The following is a 15,322-nucleotide window of genomic DNA, read 5'->3' as shown; positions in this document are numbered from 1 at the left end:
CGTTCAATTCTCCTCGTTCCGGCCGCGGCGTGCCGCACGCAGCAGCTGCACCGAAATGACGCCCATGAAGACGATCGCCAATACCAGCATGCCGACCTTCAGCCACTGCGGTTCCTTGACGGAAAAGGAAATGGTCAGCAGTGCGATTCCGATGACCAGGTAGGCGGAGAGGGTTGCGGTTTTGTTGTCCTGTTTGCGTTTGATCATGGTCGGACTATAGCCCGGAGGAGGCGCCGGATGGCAAGCCCATCCTTTCCGGGGCGCCTCCTCCGAGTTTTTTGCGCTAGGTCAGGATGAGCGCGCTCACCGCGGTCGCCGCGGAGACGCCGCCGAGGAAGCTCGCCACATCCGGCGCGGTCGCGCTTTCCAGCTCAGTGATCGACAGGTCGATCGACTTGAGCCCGCCGAACGAAAGCTCGTTCGGCGCGATCTCGGTGACCGAGAGATTCAAGATATCCGATCGCACGGTAGTCCTCCTTCGAATTGTGATCAGGTGATGATGGCCACACTGAACGCGATGCTCAGGCTGATGGCCCCGCCCAGTGACGCGTCACAAGCGTTCGGGTCGACGTTGCCTCCGCAGTGGCCGCCGAGACCGACCATGACGTCCAGTTCCCGGACCGAAAGGTCGAGTTCCGACTTGGTACTGATGTCCATTGTGTTCACCCCCTCTTGGTGTCACCGGGAATACTAATCCGTTGCGCGGCCGTTTTCCGGCATTCGGGAACATTTCCCGAATGATCGGGAATATTTCCCGGTTTCCCGTTCTTTGCCGGTTGTTCCGTTACTCTGCCATTGCCGGCGCGATAGACCGCGCGCTCAGCAGGATGGGGAGAAGAACTATGGATGAGCAGCCTGTGCTCGCGGCCGTGGTGCAACTGGCAGGCGGTATGGTCCCGTCCGCCGATGGCCCGGAGCGGATTGTCTTTCTCGAGTCCGCCGTGCATCTCGACCACGCCGTGCGACTGTCCGGCCCGAATGGAGTCGTGTTCAGTCCCGAACCCGGCGATCCTCCCATCGTTGCTTACGAGGGCGGGCTGTCCGAGCCGGGCGACGAGCTTCTCGTCGGGGACGATCTGTTCGTCTACACCCAGGACTACCTGGCGACGCCGTTCCTCGCCGTCGCGGGCCCGACGGTCGTCAGGATCGGCGGCGAGGCCGATTACGCGGGGTTTCTGCAGGACGCGGATCTGGCCAGGGCCCGGGGCGTCTTCGTCGAGCAGTTGCTGCATCCCGGTGTCTTCCTCGCCGACCAGTGTGCGCTCGGCACCACCCATCCCTGCGCCGGAGCGCGGCGTCTGCACGTGAGCGCCGCCGGCGAGGTGCGCACGGCGCCGGGCGGTCCGCCGCTGGGCACCGTCGAATCCTTCACCTACACCGGAGACAAGACCTGCCTTGGTGGTGTGATCGATACTTCGGTGCTGGACGAGGCGCGAGCGAGCCGTCCATGGCTGTCCCGCTACCTGCGCGCCGTCGACACACTGCGCGATCTGCGGGCGAACGGGCGATCCGGCTACGCGGTCTCCGGCTTCGGCGCCCGGCTCACCGAGGGGCTGCCCGATCTCCAAGAGCCTGTCGACGCACCGCTGCTGCTGTGGCATGACGACGAGTTCCTGATGTGCGATCCGGTGCGGGAACGGGTTTTCCGGCTCGGCAGGGACGCGGCGAAGATCCTCGAACTCGTCCTGCTCACCGGCTCCGCCGGCCAGGCCGCCGAACTCGCCGCCCAGCATCTCGGCCTCGGCGCCGCCGCGCCGAGCGCGGTCGAGACCACGGTCGCGAAGCTCGTGGAGGCGGGCGCGCTGCGGGCCGAGGTGCCGGCATGACCGCGGCTCCCGGTACGGCGGGGCAGCTCGCGGCTTTGTACGGGCTGCGTCCTCAGCCGCTCTACGGCCCGGCGGGCGCCGTGGTCTACGACGCGATGTGCCGCCGCGATCTTTCGGAACTGCCCGAGGTGCTCCGGCTGGCACGAGAGAGCGGCGGGCCGATCCTGGAGCTCGCCTGTGGCTCCGGGAGGCTGGCCCTCCCCCTCGCGGCGCGCGGCCACGACGTCGTCGCGCTCGACAATTCCGCCGCGCTGCTGGACATCCTGCGGAGCCGGGATGAACGGATCCGGGTGGTCGAGGCCGACATGAGCGGGTTCGCCTTCGACGAGGGTTTCGCCCTCATCGTGCTGGCCGCCTCGTCGGTGTGCCTGCTCGACCGTGCCGAGCGGGCGACCGTGTTCGGGCTGGTGGCCGATCATCTCACGCCGGACGGCGTGTTCTATGTCAGCGGAATGGACTTCGCCCCGGCACTCACGTCGAGGACGCGTGCCGCGGAGCGGATCGCCGTTGTCCCGGACGGTGGCACCGTGCTCACCCTGCACCAGCACTTCGACGGCCGCCGGGGCGTGCGTACCACCAGTGTGTTCACCGAGACCGTCGACGACCACGTGACGGTCGGCCGCGAGCTGTTCACCAGCGAGGTCCACTTACTCGCTTCCGGCGACCTGACGACCGAACTCGCGCTGGCGGGCCTGGAAGTCGTCGAACAGCGTCACGGCACGGCCGGCGAACAAGTTCCCTACCGGCTGGTCTGCCGTCATGCCTGAGCGCCATCCGGTGTGGGAGTCGCTGATCCCGCCGAGCGAATACGGCAGACCGGACCGGCACGCGGTCGCGGCTCAGGGGACCCGTGTCCGGTTCGCCGACGGATCGTGGGCACTGTGCGCGACGAGCGGCTTGTGGAACGTCAACCTCGGCTACGGCAACACGGCCATCGCCGACGCGGTGGCCGAATCGCTGACCACAGCCTCATACCTGAGCCTGTTCCGCGGCGGACACGACCTGGCAGTGCGCGCGGCGAACGCGTTGCTGGCGGTATGCGGTCCGGAACAGTACGGCCGGGTCCTCTTCTCCACCTCCGGCGGAGCCGCGAACGACGTCATGATGAAGCTTGTCCGGCACTGTCAAGCACTGCGCGGCGAGGAGCGGCGCCAGGTCGTGGTCGGACTCGAAGGCAGCTATCACGGCCTGACCTACGGCGCGTTCTCCCTCACCGGCGAAGAACTCGGCCAGCGGGGCTACGGCGTGGACCAGCGGGCCGTACGCCATGTCGGCCACCACGACGAAACCGAACTCGAAACCCTGCTCGCCAGGGAAGGGCATCGCGTCGCCGCGGTCGTGCTGGAGCCCGTACTCGGTTCCGGCGCCTACGAGGTGTCCGAACGGCTGGTCAGCGCGCTCGGCAGGCTGCGCGCCGAGCACGGGTTCCTGGTGGTCGCCGACGAGGTGGCGACCGGCTTCGGCCGGACGGGGCCGTACTTCGCCTCGCAGGACTGGCCGGTGCGCCCCGACGTGCTGATCACCTCGAAGGGACTGACGAACGGGACCTGCGCGGCGTCGGCCGTCGTCGTCTCGCACGAAATCTGCGAGGACTTCGAACGCGCCGACGCGGTCCTGGTCCACGGCGAAACCCAGGCGGGCGCACCGAGCAGCTGCGCTGCGGTACTCGCCACCGTCGAGGAAATGCGACGGCTCGGGGCGAGTGAGCTCGCGGCGCGCACCAGCGCACGCCTGGACAAGCTGCTCGAGCGGCTCACCGCTCATGCGATGGTGACCGGGCATCGCGGACGCGGCTGCTTCCGGGCCCTGGAACTGACCGGGCAGTCCGCGGAAGTCATGGCCGTGGCACGACGATCGGGACTCCTCGTGCAGTCCGGCCCCGGCTGTGTGCAGCTGGTTCCGGCGTTGACCTACACCGAAGCGGACTTCGATGAGCTGGAAGCGCTTCTTGTGTCTACTTTGGACGAAGTGGCGGCATGATGCTTCGTCGCGACGCGCCGACCCCGGTGATCGCCGGGCCCGGTGCGCTCCACTCCGCACGCCGGTCGCTTGGCAAGCGAACGCTCACGATCGTCGACGCCACGATCGCCTTCGAGGGGGAGGCGGTACGGCTCGACGCGTCGGACACCGGGTTCGGAGCGGTCCGAGGGCTGGCACGGCGTCTGGGCGAGTACGCCCCGGACGCCGTGCTGGCCATCGGTGGCGGCAGCGTGCTGGACGTCGTCAAGCTCGCGTGCGTGGTGCACGCCGACCCCGCGCTCGCGGACCTGATGGAAGCCTGGGGCCGGAGAGCGGGTGCCATCACCTTGCCCGAAGCGCGGAAACCCTTGGTGCACAGGGTCTTCGTGCCTACGACCGTGGGCACGGGGGTGGAGGTCAGCGCGGTCGCGTGCGTGCGGATCGGCCAGGACCGGCGGATCGTCGCGGGCCGCGCGCTGCGCCCCGACCTCGCCGTGCTCGACCCCGATCGCACCGCCACGCTTCCTGGACACCTGCTGCGCGAGGGCACGCTGGAGGCACTGCTGCGGATACTCGGCCCGGTGGCGGGAAGTGCTCGGGTGGGCGGGCTGCCGGACGCCGAGGCGGCCACGCTGGCCGCTCAGCTGGTGGCCGTCGGCGATCGCATCGCGGCGGGCGACAGCGGGCGGGATGCCCGCCTCGCCGTCGCGATGCTCAGCGCCACCACACACACGGGCTGGGCACTCGCCGGCCGCGGCCGGTATTCGGCCAAACATTGGTACCTGGCCAACGAACTTTCCTGCGCGCTGGGCGTGCGCAAGATGGTCGCGACGGCGTGCCTGCTCCCGGCGGTCTGGTCGCGGATCCTCGAAGGTGACACCCGGTACGGCAACGCCGCGTCACTCACCGAGGCCTGGAGCGGACTCGACCACGGTGATCCGGTCTCGGGTTTGCGAAACCTGGTGCGGCGCTGGCGGATCGAGCATGAACTCGCCGCTCCGGCGGACGTGATCAGGGCAGCCGCGGAGAGCGCGGTCCGCTCGTGGGGTGGCCGGTTGCCGATGCTCGCCGGGCTCACCGTCGCCGATATCGAAGAACTCTACGGGGGTGCGCTGTCGTGCTCGACATGATCAAAACCCTGGATCCCGCCAACGGTCTCTCCCGAGGCTGGCGAGTGGCGCCACCGCGGCCGCCGGGCCCTCCACTGTGGAACGTTTCGGCCGACATCGGCGGCCTCGCCGTCCGGGGGCGGACGATCGACGAATACCCGGTCCACATCGTCGGCGCCTGCGGGGTGAGCCGCACGGACACGATCTCGCGCGCTGCCGGTGAGGCGGTGGAACGGTTCGCCCTGTTCCCCGGTGACCGTGGACCCGTCGCGATCGACGCGACGAGCGCCGCGCTCGGCGGCACCGGCCTCGACTTCGACGGCCTCGGCGACGCGCGCGCCCGAGACCGGCTACTGCGCTGGTACCGCGGCTGGCGCCTGGACTCGGGCGGGAGCGTCTGGGTGCCGGCCGGGCTGGTCGACTACCCGGCGGAGGAACCCTGGTTCGACCCGACGCCCTCGGGGGCCGCTGCCGGTCCGACCCGGGAGTTCGCGCTGCGCGCCGCTTTACTGGAGCTGATCGAACGGGACGCGGTCGGCGTCGCGTGGACCGCCGAGGTGGAACTCGAGGAGTTCGACGTCGAGGCCGAGATCACCGCTGCCTGCCCGACGGCCGACTGGCGCCATCTCGCCCGGCTGTACCGCTCGGTGTGCGGGCAGGGACTGCGACCCCGGCTGCTGCGCGTTCCCGTACTGCCGGGCTTCCACTGCGTGCTGGGGGCGGTGATCGACGATGGCCGCGCCGCTGTGGGCGTCAAGGCACACGAAGATCTGGGCCGGGCGCTGCTGATCGCGCTCCAGGAGTCCCTGCAGGTCCGCGAAGCACTGCGGCGGATCGGCCGGCGCCCCGTACCGGAAGTCGTGCGTGACGACATGGACCGCGCCGCGCTGTGGCAGACCGAAACCGCGGTCACCGAACTCGAGCGACGGTTGCGCGGACTGGCCGTGACCGCGCCGGGAGCGGTGAGCCGCCCGTCGTATTCGCTGACCGAGCTGGTGTCGGCCGTGGTGGCCGACGGCGGCCTGCCGGTCGCGGTCGACCTGACGGCCCGGTTGCCCGAAGCGCACCGGGCCATGGGCTGGCATGCGGTGAAGGTCGTGGTCTCCGGCTACCAGCCGTTGCGGATGGACGAGCGGCACGAGTTCACCTGGCAGCACACCCGGATCGCGGCGGCGATCACGAAACCCGTCCGCTCCTTCCCCCATCCGCTGATCTGACATGGAAAACCCGACGAGGCCACGGCGTGCTCCGTGGATCACCGTGCACAGCCCATTGACCGACGGCGCGCCATGGATCATCGAGCGTCCCGGCACCAACCCGTTGCGGGTCAGCGACGACGTGGGGGAACTGCTTTCCGCCCTCGACGGCGAGCGCGACACCGCGGCGTTGTCGGCCGCACTGGGCTGGACGCCGGATCAGGTGAGCGACGCGGTGCGCATGTTCAGCGGACTCGGCCTGCTCCTGGAGCCGGGAAACCGGCCGCCGTCACCGGAACGCCGGTTCACGACCCAGTCATGGACGGTACTGCGGCTGCGTGTGATCGAAGCTGCTCGCTTGCTGGATCCCTTGCGCCCCATGCTGACCAGGTTGTCCGGCCGCGCTGTCCTCGGCACCACCGGCGCGGTGATCCTGGCCGGCCTGACCGCGCTGGTCGTGCAGCGCGCCCCGTTGGCCGACGCGCTCTCCCGGCCGTTGCCGATGAGTTCCGGGGCGATGATCTGGCTCGGCCTCGGCGCGACCACGCTCGTCCACGAACTCGCGCACGGCGCCACCCTCACGCATTTCCGGGGCAGGCCCGGCTGGCTCGGAATCATGCTGTTCTACCTGACACCGGTCTGCTTCTGCGAAGTAACCGACGGCTGGCGGCTCGCGCGGCCCCGGCAGCGGGTCTGGGTCGCGATGGCGGGCGTGGCCACTCAGGCCGTCATCGGCAGTCTCGCCGCGTTACTCGCCCTGGCCCTTCCCACCGGTGACGGCCGGGCCACGGTCCTCGGCTTCGCGATCGCCTCCTACCTCGCCGGCGCCGTGAACCTGGCTCCGTGGATCAAGCTCGACGGCTACCTGGCGTTGATGGCATATCTCGACATTCCCCGGCTGCGCGAGAAAGCGATGGCCGACGCGCGCGGATGGCTCGTTCGCGTCCTGTTCGGCGTACGTTACGACCGGGCCTTGCCAGACCGGCGGTGGGCGGTCCCGTTCGGCCTGCTGTGCCTCGTGTTCCCCGCGGTGGTGCTCACGCTGGTCATCGGCCGGTGGAGCCCGCTGCTGCTCGGTTTGGGTGTCGTGGGCGCGGCCGCGAAGCTGCTGCTGACCGGATTTCTGCTGTATTGGCTCGGCCGCAAGGCGTTCATCGCCCTGCGGGACGCGAAACGCGGCGGCGCCGGCCGGTGCAGGCTCGCGATGGCCTCCCTGGTCGTGTCCGGAATGGTCGCGTTGCCGTTGGGCCTGATCGAAGTCCGGGACGACACCAGGGCCGGCTACGTCGTGGACCCTTCAGGTGTCCATTTGGTACTGCCACCTCTCACCACCGTGCGTCCGGGCGAATCTGTCCTGCTGCAACGCAAAGGCATCTTTCTCACCACGGACCTGGGCACGGCGCGTACCGGAGCCGGAGAGCCGCGAGCAATGAAAGTCCCCGCGGAGGCGCTCATGCCGTTCCGATCCGGCTCGGCGATCGACGCGGTGATCGTGCCGCTCGACGACGCGCCGGTGTCGCGGCTGGACACGCGAGGCGGCGCGACCGTGCCGGGAGGAAGCCGGCCGCTCGGGCGATGGCTGCTGCGCGAACACGTGCTCACCGTCTGGAAACACCTGTTCAAGGGAGAAGAATGACGATCAAGTTCAGCGGGTTCGGCAAACGGTACGGCAGCGTGACGGCCGTGTGGGACCTCGACTTCGAAGTCGGAACCGGTCGTGTTGTCGGGCTGATCGGGCCCAATGGGGCCGGCAAGAGCACCTCGCTGCGCGGCCTTCTCGGGTTGGTGCGCCCCACAGCGGGCCACGCGACCGTGTTCGGCCGGTCCTACGGGCAGCTCAAGGCACCCGCGAGGCAGGTCGGCGTGCACATGGAAGGCGTCGGCTTCGAGACCGGTATCACCGGCCGCCGTCACCTGCAGATCTGTGCGACGGCCGCCGGAGTGTCCCGAGCACGGGTGGACGCCGTGCTGGAGCAGGTCGGACTGGCCGACGCGGCGCGGCGCCGCCTCGGCCGGTACTCCACCGGGATGCGGCAACGGCTGGGCCTGGCCACCGCCCTGATCGGCGACCCCGGACTGCTGGTGCTGGACGAACCGGCCAACGGACTCGATCCCGAAGGGATTCGCTGGCTGCGCTTGCTATTGCGGTCCTTCGCCGACCGAGGCGGGACCGTGCTGCTGTCGAGTCATCAGCTCGCCGAACTCGCGCAGACCGTGGACGAGGTCGTGATCATCAACGGGCGCACGGTGTTCGCGGGTTCACTCGACGCGCTCACCGGCCACGGGGCCCACCAGCTCGAGGATCGGTATTTCGAGCTGGTGAGCCATGCGTGAGGCGGTTCGCACGGAGTTGCTCAAGGCGCGCAGCGGCTTCTGGATGCTGTTCGTGCTGGCCTACACCCTGCTGCTGCCCTGGTTTGCCTGGCAGATCACCGGCGCGGGCCAGGACATGGTGGTCTACCTCTCGGCCTGTCCGGTCGCCGCGGCTTTCCTCGGTTCGTTCGTGGTAACGCGCGACTACTACTACAAATCGATCGAACGGCTCGTGCTCCTGCATCGCCGGGCCCCCGTGTTCGCGGCCAAGCTGATCGCGGGAGCGGCAAGCGGCTTCGCGGCCGGAATGGTGGGTTCCGTGGGGTGGGGCGCGATCATCGTGGCGGTCCGTGGAGTCGATCCCGGCGCCTGGCAAGCCTTCGCGGGCTGTCTGGCTGCGTGCACGCTGGCAGGCGCCCTCGGAGCGGCGATCGGCTGGATCCTGCCGAACTACTACGTCGCCACGGCTGTTTCCCTGCTGGTGCCCTTCGCGCTGGAACTGCCACTGGGCCTGGTGGCTCCCGAAGTCACGCGGTTTCTCCCCGCCAGCGCGCTCGCGGGCATCGTCCAGGCTCCGCTTCCGGGGTTGTTCGGTCCAGTGGCCAGTTCCGCGATCGGGTTAGGGTGGCTGGCTTTCGCGGCGTTCACAGGCTGGCGGCTCTTCCGGAAGCGGGAAATCCGATGACTCTCCGGTTGTTGCGCGCCGAATTCCTGCGGTTGCCCACCGACTATGTCCTGCTCGGTTGCCTGGCGATGACAGCGGTCTTGTCCGTGCCGTCCGGCGGGATTGCTCAGCCGGCCTTCGCCGCGACGCTCTACGGGGTGCTCAGGTACGTGCTCGACCGGCGTCACGGCACACTCGCCAGAACTGTCCTCATTGGACATACAACCTCGGCATTGGTGGCCAAAGCCGTCGCGACCGCCTTGTGCGGTGGTCTGCTCGGAATCGTGGGCGGTGCCTGCGCGGCGATCGCCAGAGGAACGACCTGGGACTTCGAAATCCTGCTCGGCGCGATACTGGCCGCCGCGGTCAGCGCGGTCATCGGCCTGTGCTTCGGTGTGGTGATCGGGAACTACTTCCTCGCGCCGGTCACGGCGTTCGGGACGTTCGCCGGTTCGGCGCTGGTGCTGCACCTGTGGCCGGACATCGGCCAGGCACTGCCCTTCGGCGCGGTCATGTCCCTGCTCACCGACGGCGGCACGAACCTGCTTTCGCCGCCGCTCGCCGTGATCGTGCTGCTGGCCTGGGTGCTCATGGCCGGTACCGTCGCGTGGTGGTCGATGACCACCCGGGACCTCGGCTAGGCACGGAGCTCACAGCCAGCCGGACCGCTCGGCCGTCCTGATCGCCTCGATCTGGTTGCGGGCTCCGAGTTTGCGCAGCACCCGGGTCATGTGATTGCGAGTGGTGCCGATCGCCATGTGCAGTTCCCGGCTGATGTCCGCGGCCGTGGCGCCGGTGGCGATCCGGCGCAGGATCACCTGCTCACGCTCGCTCAGCGGGTTCTTCCCGTCCCGCATCGCAGCGGCCAGCAGCTCGGGTGCGATCGCCAGTTCGCCGGAGGCGACTTGCCGGATCGCGGCGGTCAACATGTCCACGGACACCCCTTTCGGCAGGAACCCTCGCACTCCCGCGTCGAGCGCCTCACGGACGACGCCGGGCCGGTCGAGCGCGCTGAGCACAAGGATCCGGGGGCCTTGCAGGCGTCGCGCGAGGGTGAGACCGTTCAGGCCCGGCAGATCGATGTCCAGTACCAGGACATCCGGCTCGCAGGTGGCGACGAGCCCGGGGACCCGGTCACCGCGATCGGTCTCGCCGACGACCTCGATGTCGGATTCGAGCGCCAGCAACGCGGTGAGCGCGTCACGGAGCACGGCCATGTCCTCGGCCACCAGGATCCTGATCGTGCCGGGCATCTTATTCTCCGTCCGGTATCTCGAGGACAAGCCGGAATCGTCTGCTCGCGACCCGGCCCGACCACACGTGCCCGCCGAGCCCGCGTGCCCGGTCGGTGATCCCGGCTATCCCGGTGCCGGGCGGCCCGGTCCGCCGGACCCCGTCGTTCTCGATGACCATGCGAAACCGCTCATCGTGGATTTCGGTGCTGATCAGGCAGTGGTGTGCGCTGCTGTGCTTGAGGACGTTGGTGATTCCTTCACGCAGCGCCCATCCGGCGATCGGCGCGATCCGGGCGCCGGGGACGGCACCCAGGCGCGTCCGGCAGCGCACCCCGGAGGATTCCAGCAACGCGGTGCCGGTGGCCAGTTCGTCCTCGAACACAGGTTGCCAGTGGCCCCGGGCGATCCGGCGGACGTCGTCCATGACCTTTTCGGTGATGTGCTGCACCTTCTGGATTTCGGTGGCGGCGTGTTCGGGTGCTTCGTGTACCAGGCGCGCGGCGAGTTCCGCGCGCAGTCCGATCGCGGTGAGCTCCTGGCCGAGGTTGTCGTGCAGATCGCGAGACACCCGTGCGCGTTCCCGCACCACAGCGAGCCCGGCAAGCTGGTCCTGGGCTCGGCGCAGTGCCACGGCGAACTCGCCCATGCGCACGCCGGAGTAGATTACCGCGCCCGCGAACAGGTTGTGTGCCAGCAGACCCAGCATCGCGGCCGCGGGAGCCGTCCACTGCATCGCGACACCCGTGACGATCGTCGCGGTGAACATCAGCCAGGACCAGGGCCCCGGCACCGTGACAAGCAGCGTACATCCGAGAACGAGCGTCAATACCGTCGTATCCGCCTCGTGTTCGGCGACCAGGGTGAGGGCGAGCTGGATGATCAGCGCGGAGACCGTCCACCACCATGGCGGCGGCCCGTGGCGAAGGCGGCGTAGCGATGTCGCGATGAGGATCAGCAGCGGAACCGCCAGCAGCGGCAGCAGGTGGACGACGGGAGTGAGTTCCGCGGCCAGCACGGTCGAGGCATGCCGCAGCGAATACCGCCACGCCAGCAGGCTCAGCGGAAAGCCAAGCTCGACGGCGACGACGACCAGCGCGGACCGCCGCTCGGTAACCCGCAAAACCGCTCCTCCCCCAGAACCTTTCCGGCCGGGGGACCTCGGCTGCGCTCATCGCTGACGGAATTACCCCGGCCAATGGGGCCGGCGAACAGCACCCCCATCGAGGAAGGCTGTACCGCGACAGCCCCGCCGGGATGCGGCATGCACAAGCGAGCCCGCCTGCCCACGTTCGCATCTCGGGCGACGGCAATACCAGAGTTGACCTGTTGAGAGTTCCACGAAACAGACCCGCCCGCCGGCTCCTCCGAGTTCGGGCATCCCGACGGCTGGTCGTACTCGTCACCCCGGGCCGGGTGCGGATCCTCCGGAATGGGGCCGCCACCCGGGACCGGCCGTGCCCGCCGGCGGGTACGGCACGCCGCTCGGGCCGGGCGGCGCTGGGCGCTTGGCCGCGGTGAGCCGGACGAGACCGATGACCCCGTTGACGACGAGCGCGATGAGCAGGAACGGGATCGCGAGGAACTGGTTCATCCGGTACCCCGTCGCTTCGGAGATCACCTGACCGATGACCGGCGCGAGGCCAAGGGCGAGCACGGCGAGCACGACGGTCACCCCGGCGACGACGCCGCGCCGTTGGCGAAGCTTCAGGATCAGCGCGACCGTCGCGCCGGCTGCCGCGCCTGTGCCCAGGCCCGAGAAGGCGCGGCCGAGCATCAGGAGGACACCGGTGCCGGCGAAGGCGGCCAGCACGACACCGAGGAGCAGGAAGCAGGTCGCGCAGATGCCTGCCACCGTCGGGACGCGGGCTCCGGCCAGGAGCCCGATGGGCACCGTGAGCACCGCACCGGCCAGATAGGCGACCAATCCGACCAGGAGCAGGCTCTGGTTGGACAAGGCGAGATCGCGCTGGATCTCCGACATGCCATCGAACCGGTAGATCACGGTCAGCATGAACAGCCCGATCAACGCGGCGAACCCGGGTCCGAGCACCTGCCACCAGGCGGGCGCGGCAACCGGGTAAGGGACAGGTGGAGGCGTGTACATGCGCTTACCGTAGAGCGCCGGGGCCTGGCTCGTACGGGGTTGTCCGAACTCGGCCGAGCACATTCACGATTACGCCGACGTGAGGTGAAAGCCGTGTTCCCGAGTGGACGGTATGCGGCTTTACCGTGCGTTCGCTGACGTTCTCGACGGGAACCGCCGAGGTGGTCCGGCGGCGGACGGATCCACGATCGGCAAGCGATCCCGGCCCGGGGCCGTGCCCCTTGACGGGCACGTGCTTCGCTATGGCCGACGAATGGCGATCAACCGGCCTGGCGCGATCAGCGCGACGTCGCCAGTTGTCAGGGTCGCTCACTGTCGTAGCGCAGCAGCATCTGCGCCACGGCCATCGTGATCAGCTCACTGCCGGTCAGCTCGGGCCGCCGCCCACGACCAACCCGGAGGGTGTTCAGTTCTTTCGTCACGGTTTGACCTTGAACACCCTCCTCTCATACCCACACAGCAGCCCCTTCACCTGATCTTCACGGAATCAGTCATCTAGGCCTCGGGGATCCAGTTGCCGTGGAAGCCCGCGGGCACCCGCTGTGGCAGGTGGACGATGGCGATCGGCGGGCCGCTCAGGTCCGTCGGGTCGATGATCACCAGGTCACTGCCGTCCCTTGCCGCGTCGTAGACGTAGGTCATCAGCCAGCCCTCTTCGCCGTCGCCTGACGGCACGAACACGGCTTCGCCAGGGGTGCGCCCCTTGCCGAAGTCGTAGGTTTCGACGGTGCCGCGGTGCAGATCGAACCGGCGCAGCGTGGTCGGCGCCTCGGCGCCCGGCCCGTTCGTGCCGGTCGCGTGCCCGAACCGCGAATCGAGCCCGGCGAGCCGGTCGTCGACGCGCGGGAACTCGCACGGCCCGTCGTCGAGCTGTTCCTCGCGCACCGAACCGGTGGCGAGGTCGATGGTCCAGCGCCAGAGTAAGGGAGCGGTGTCCGCGTAACCCTTGTGCCACGTGCGTTCCTGCCGGATCACGTACAGCACGATCCGGTCGCCCGATTCGTGGGCATTGAGCGCGTGGAACACGTAACACGGGCTGATCGTGAACCAGCGCACCGCGCCGGTCGGATCATCGCGGCGGAGCACGCCGAGGCGCGCGCCGTAGTGGTCGTCCCAGCGGTAGGGCATCTCGCCGGAGCCGGCCAGCGCGCGGTCGAACACCAGCGGCAGGTCCATGAACACCACGTGGTTCGGCGTGAGGGTGAAGTCGTGCATCATCGTCGGCGCGGCGACCTCGATGGGCTGGGACACGACGAGGTTCCCGTCGGCGTCGGCCCGGTGGTACGTCAGGAACGGCGGCCGCGTGTCGTAGCCGAAGAAGTGGAGTTCCCCGGTGGTGGGGCAGATCTTCGGGTGCGCGGTCATCGGCGTGCACAGCCTGCCGTCGAAGTCGTAGGCGCCGACCGTCTCCAGTTCGTTCGTGACCTCGTACGGCAGCGACGACTCGACGAGCGCGAGTGTGCGGCCCGCGTGGTTGATGATGTGCGTGTTCGCGTTGGCGGCGTGCAGGTCCCGGCTGCCGTCGGCGCGGTAGAGGGTGCGGCCGGAGTCGAGGAAGCTCGCCGTCCGGACCCAGCGGTTGCGGTACCAGGCGGCGCGGCCGTTCTCCAGCCGGACGCCATGCAGCATGCCCTCGCCGATGAACCAGTGCTTGTTCTCGTCGCGCGGGTTCGGGCCATTGCGCAGGTACCAGCCGGTGAGTTCCGGCGGGATCGCACCGGTCACCTCGAGATCGTACGCGGTCAGCTCGTCATGCACTGGGGCGTAGTTGCCTTTGCGGTGGAACGTGGTGGTGGCCATGTCCGGTGGGTTCCTTACTGTGCGATGTGGACGGTCGCCCTGGCACGGACGATCTTCGGGTAGCGGATGGTGAACGCGATCGGCACGGCGAACCCGAGCACCTTGATCGTGATGAGCGCGAGAGAGGCGTGCGGCGCGTAGGTCAGCAGGAACGCGCCGGCGATCGCCTGGATGGTGAAGCTCGCGGCCCAGACGGCGGTGATGATCACGTTGGTGCGGCGGAAGACCGGGTTGTCCCAGAGATCGCGGGAGACCATCGTGCGGGCGATGCCGAGCGTGAACGGCTTCTTGATCCCGATCGAGAGCCACGCGGTCAGCGCCAGCCAGGCCGACGAGAGCGGGTCCACCTGGTCGCGCACCGCGGAATCGGGAAGGGCGAAGGCGAATCCGGCCAGCAGCACGAAGAACCCGAGCGCGCTCAGCTCGATGACCAGGCTGTCCCAGGCGCGTCCGGTCCGGCGCTCCCACAGCAGGGTGCCCACGGAGAGCACGACGCCGACGAGCGCGGAGTGGCGCCAGTCGAACTGGGTCGCGACCACCGCGAAGGCGATCCAGGGAAGAAAGCTGCGCAGGTAGTTCATGACACCCCTTGACGTTCCAATTTTGACATGTCGAAGTTAGAAGGTCGGTTCCGCACATGTCAATAGTGGAAGGTAAGGTGTCCGATATGAGCCTTCGTCACGCCGTGCTGGGATTGCTCGCGCAGCAGCCGGGAAGTGGTTATGACCTGCTGAAACGCTTCGAGGAGCGGTTCGTTTACGTGTGGCCGGCCACGCAGAGTCAGCTCTACGGCGAACTGGGGAAGATGGAGAAGGCGGGCCTCGTGCGAGTCGCGGCGGAGGGGCCGCGCGGCCGCAAGGAGTACGAGATCACCCCGGAGGGGCACGCCGATCTCCGGCACTGGCTCATCGACGTGGTCCCGGACGGCACCAAGCGCGATGACCGCCTGCTGCGGGTGTTCTTCCTCAGCGTCCTGTCCCCGGAAGAGGCGCGGACCTATCTCCAGCAGAACCTCGCCGTCTTCGAGGAGCGGCTCGAAGCGCTGCGTGAGATCGAGCGGGTGACCGAATGGGGACCCGGCCCCGGTGCGAAGTACGGCCGGATCTCGCTCGAGTT

At 68.8% G+C, this 15,322-nt stretch carries 19 protein-coding genes; 10 read left to right on the top strand and 9 right to left on the bottom strand.

The genetic code is table 11. The features are described 5' to 3' along the window. Window positions 1–3: 3 nt before the first annotated feature. The 3 genes from ACFWX1_RS02590 to ACFWX1_RS02580 form a co-directional block, all read right to left on the bottom strand. On the bottom strand, window positions 4–207 hold the full coding sequence (locus tag ACFWX1_RS02590) for a hypothetical protein (RefSeq protein ID WP_378383057.1): 204 nt from the start codon (window positions 205–207) through the stop codon (window positions 4–6). 76 nt (window positions 208–283) lie between these two features. After that, entirely contained in the window at window positions 284–466 is a 183-nt protein-coding gene (locus tag ACFWX1_RS02585; protein ID WP_378383056.1) for a hypothetical protein, read from the bottom strand. A 23-nt stretch (window positions 467–489) separates the two neighbouring features. Next, entirely contained in the window at window positions 490–657 is a 168-nt protein-coding gene (locus tag ACFWX1_RS02580) for a hypothetical protein (RefSeq protein WP_378383055.1), read from the bottom strand. A gap of 185 nt (window positions 658–842) precedes the next feature. On the opposite strand from ACFWX1_RS02580, the gene mpaB reads away from it, so the two are divergent. Genes mpaB through ACFWX1_RS02535 form a run of 9 tightly spaced genes read left to right on the top strand, consistent with a single transcriptional unit; the run spans window position 843 to window position 9,708 of the window. Further along, the gene (gene mpaB / locus ACFWX1_RS02575; RefSeq protein ID WP_378383054.1) at window positions 843–1,826 is read left to right on the top strand and encodes a daptide biosynthesis RiPP recognition protein; all 984 of its coding nucleotides are present in this window, start codon (window positions 843–845) and stop codon (window positions 1,824–1,826) included. Then, window positions 1,823–2,593, top strand: coding sequence for a daptide-type RiPP biosynthesis methyltransferase (gene mpaM / locus ACFWX1_RS02570; RefSeq protein ID WP_378383053.1), 771 nt, complete (start codon window positions 1,823–1,825; stop codon window positions 2,591–2,593). Before mpaB ends, mpaM begins: the two co-directional genes overlap by 4 nt. Further along, window positions 2,586–3,806 (top strand): daptide-type RiPP biosynthesis aminotransferase, encoded by a 1,221-nt coding sequence (gene mpaD, locus ACFWX1_RS02565; RefSeq protein ID WP_378383052.1) that lies wholly within the window; start codon window positions 2,586–2,588, stop codon window positions 3,804–3,806. The genes mpaM and mpaD overlap by 8 nt, the downstream gene beginning before the upstream one ends. Then, entirely contained in the window at window positions 3,803–4,915 is a 1,113-nt protein-coding gene (gene mpaC, locus ACFWX1_RS02560; RefSeq protein ID WP_378383051.1) for a daptide-type RiPP biosynthesis dehydogenase, read from the top strand. The genes mpaD and mpaC overlap by 4 nt, the downstream gene beginning before the upstream one ends. Beyond that, complete coding sequence (locus ACFWX1_RS02555) at window positions 4,912–6,111, top strand: YcaO-like family protein (protein WP_378383050.1); 1,200 nt, start codon at window positions 4,912–4,914, stop codon at window positions 6,109–6,111. The genes mpaC and ACFWX1_RS02555 overlap by 4 nt, the downstream gene beginning before the upstream one ends. A 1-nt stretch (window position 6,112) precedes the next feature. Further along, window positions 6,113–7,726 (top strand): daptide biosynthesis intramembrane metalloprotease, encoded by a 1,614-nt coding sequence (mpaP, locus tag ACFWX1_RS02550; RefSeq protein ID WP_378383049.1) that lies wholly within the window; start codon window positions 6,113–6,115, stop codon window positions 7,724–7,726. After that, window positions 7,723–8,424: an ABC transporter ATP-binding protein gene (locus ACFWX1_RS02545; RefSeq protein ID WP_378383048.1), complete on the top strand. Its 702-nt coding sequence runs from the start codon at window positions 7,723–7,725 to the stop codon at window positions 8,422–8,424. The genes mpaP and ACFWX1_RS02545 overlap by 4 nt, the downstream gene beginning before the upstream one ends. After that, complete coding sequence (locus ACFWX1_RS02540; protein WP_378383047.1) at window positions 8,417–9,088, top strand: hypothetical protein; 672 nt, start codon at window positions 8,417–8,419, stop codon at window positions 9,086–9,088. The genes ACFWX1_RS02545 and ACFWX1_RS02540 overlap by 8 nt, the downstream gene beginning before the upstream one ends. Continuing rightward, the gene (locus tag ACFWX1_RS02535) at window positions 9,085–9,708 is read left to right on the top strand and encodes a hypothetical protein (RefSeq protein WP_378383046.1); all 624 of its coding nucleotides are present in this window, start codon (window positions 9,085–9,087) and stop codon (window positions 9,706–9,708) included. Before ACFWX1_RS02540 ends, ACFWX1_RS02535 begins: the two co-directional genes overlap by 4 nt. A 9-nt stretch (window positions 9,709–9,717) precedes the next feature. On the opposite strand, the gene ACFWX1_RS02530 is transcribed toward ACFWX1_RS02535, so the two are convergent. The 6 genes from ACFWX1_RS02530 to ACFWX1_RS02505 all read right to left on the bottom strand — a co-directional run bounded on the left by ACFWX1_RS02530 (window position 9,718) and on the right by ACFWX1_RS02505 (window position 14,787). Further along, window positions 9,718–10,320: a response regulator gene (locus ACFWX1_RS02530; RefSeq protein ID WP_378383045.1), complete on the bottom strand. Its 603-nt coding sequence runs from the start codon at window positions 10,318–10,320 to the stop codon at window positions 9,718–9,720. Between the two features lies 1 nt (window position 10,321). Beyond that, a complete protein-coding gene (locus ACFWX1_RS02525) occupies window positions 10,322–11,422 on the bottom strand; it encodes a sensor histidine kinase (RefSeq protein WP_378383044.1) in 1,101 nt (366 codons plus the stop codon). Window positions 11,423–11,701: 279 nt separating this feature from the next. Then, entirely contained in the window at window positions 11,702–12,406 is a 705-nt protein-coding gene (locus ACFWX1_RS02520) for an MFS transporter (protein WP_378383043.1), read from the bottom strand. Window positions 12,407–12,705: 299 nt separating this feature from the next. Continuing rightward, the gene (locus tag ACFWX1_RS02515) at window positions 12,706–12,828 is read right to left on the bottom strand and encodes a hypothetical protein (protein WP_378383042.1); all 123 of its coding nucleotides are present in this window, start codon (window positions 12,826–12,828) and stop codon (window positions 12,706–12,708) included. 73 nt (window positions 12,829–12,901) lie between these two features. Further along, entirely contained in the window at window positions 12,902–14,206 is a 1,305-nt protein-coding gene (locus tag ACFWX1_RS02510; RefSeq protein ID WP_378383041.1) for a carotenoid oxygenase family protein, read from the bottom strand. 14 nt (window positions 14,207–14,220) lie between these two features. Next, window positions 14,221–14,787, bottom strand: coding sequence for a hypothetical protein (locus ACFWX1_RS02505; RefSeq protein ID WP_378383040.1), 567 nt, complete (start codon window positions 14,785–14,787; stop codon window positions 14,221–14,223). Between the two features lie 86 nt (window positions 14,788–14,873). Here ACFWX1_RS02505 and ACFWX1_RS02500 point away from each other — a divergent pair. Further along, window positions 14,874–15,322 (top strand): PadR family transcriptional regulator (locus ACFWX1_RS02500; RefSeq protein ID WP_378383039.1); only part of this gene is annotated, 449 nt, incomplete at its 3' end.

Origin of the sequence: Amycolatopsis sp. NPDC059021 (genome assembly GCF_042739895.1) — a bacterium.
In the GTDB taxonomy this organism is placed as follows: Bacteria; Actinomycetota; Actinomycetes; order Mycobacteriales; family Pseudonocardiaceae; genus Amycolatopsis.
This window is presented reverse-complemented; position numbering and strand designations above follow the sequence as displayed.

Coding starts and splice junctions, on each gene's coding strand:
- ACFWX1_RS02590 (WP_378383057.1), bottom strand. CDS start 207: ATGATCAAACGCAAACAGGACAACAAAACCGCAACCCTCTCCGCCTAC.
- ACFWX1_RS02580 (WP_378383055.1), bottom strand. CDS start 657: ATGGACATCAGTACCAAGTCGGAACTCGACCTTTCGGTCCGGGAACTG.
- mpaB (WP_378383054.1), top strand. CDS start 843: ATGGATGAGCAGCCTGTGCTCGCGGCCGTGGTGCAACTGGCAGGCGGT.
- mpaM (WP_378383053.1), top strand. CDS start 1,823: ATGACCGCGGCTCCCGGTACGGCGGGGCAGCTCGCGGCTTTGTACGGG.
- mpaD (WP_378383052.1), top strand. CDS start 2,586: ATGCCTGAGCGCCATCCGGTGTGGGAGTCGCTGATCCCGCCGAGCGAA.
- mpaC (WP_378383051.1), top strand. CDS start 3,803: ATGATGCTTCGTCGCGACGCGCCGACCCCGGTGATCGCCGGGCCCGGT.
- ACFWX1_RS02555 (WP_378383050.1), top strand. CDS start 4,912: ATGATCAAAACCCTGGATCCCGCCAACGGTCTCTCCCGAGGCTGGCGA.
- mpaP (WP_378383049.1), top strand. CDS start 6,113: ATGGAAAACCCGACGAGGCCACGGCGTGCTCCGTGGATCACCGTGCAC.
- ACFWX1_RS02545 (WP_378383048.1), top strand. CDS start 7,723: ATGACGATCAAGTTCAGCGGGTTCGGCAAACGGTACGGCAGCGTGACG.
- ACFWX1_RS02540 (WP_378383047.1), top strand. CDS start 8,417: ATGCGTGAGGCGGTTCGCACGGAGTTGCTCAAGGCGCGCAGCGGCTTC.
- ACFWX1_RS02535 (WP_378383046.1), top strand. CDS start 9,085: ATGACTCTCCGGTTGTTGCGCGCCGAATTCCTGCGGTTGCCCACCGAC.
- ACFWX1_RS02530 (WP_378383045.1), bottom strand. CDS start 10,320: ATGCCCGGCACGATCAGGATCCTGGTGGCCGAGGACATGGCCGTGCTC.
- ACFWX1_RS02520 (WP_378383043.1), bottom strand. CDS start 12,406: ATGTACACGCCTCCACCTGTCCCTTACCCGGTTGCCGCGCCCGCCTGG.
- ACFWX1_RS02510 (WP_378383041.1), bottom strand. CDS start 14,206: ATGGCCACCACCACGTTCCACCGCAAAGGCAACTACGCCCCAGTGCAT.
- ACFWX1_RS02505 (WP_378383040.1), bottom strand. CDS start 14,787: ATGAACTACCTGCGCAGCTTTCTTCCCTGGATCGCCTTCGCGGTGGTC.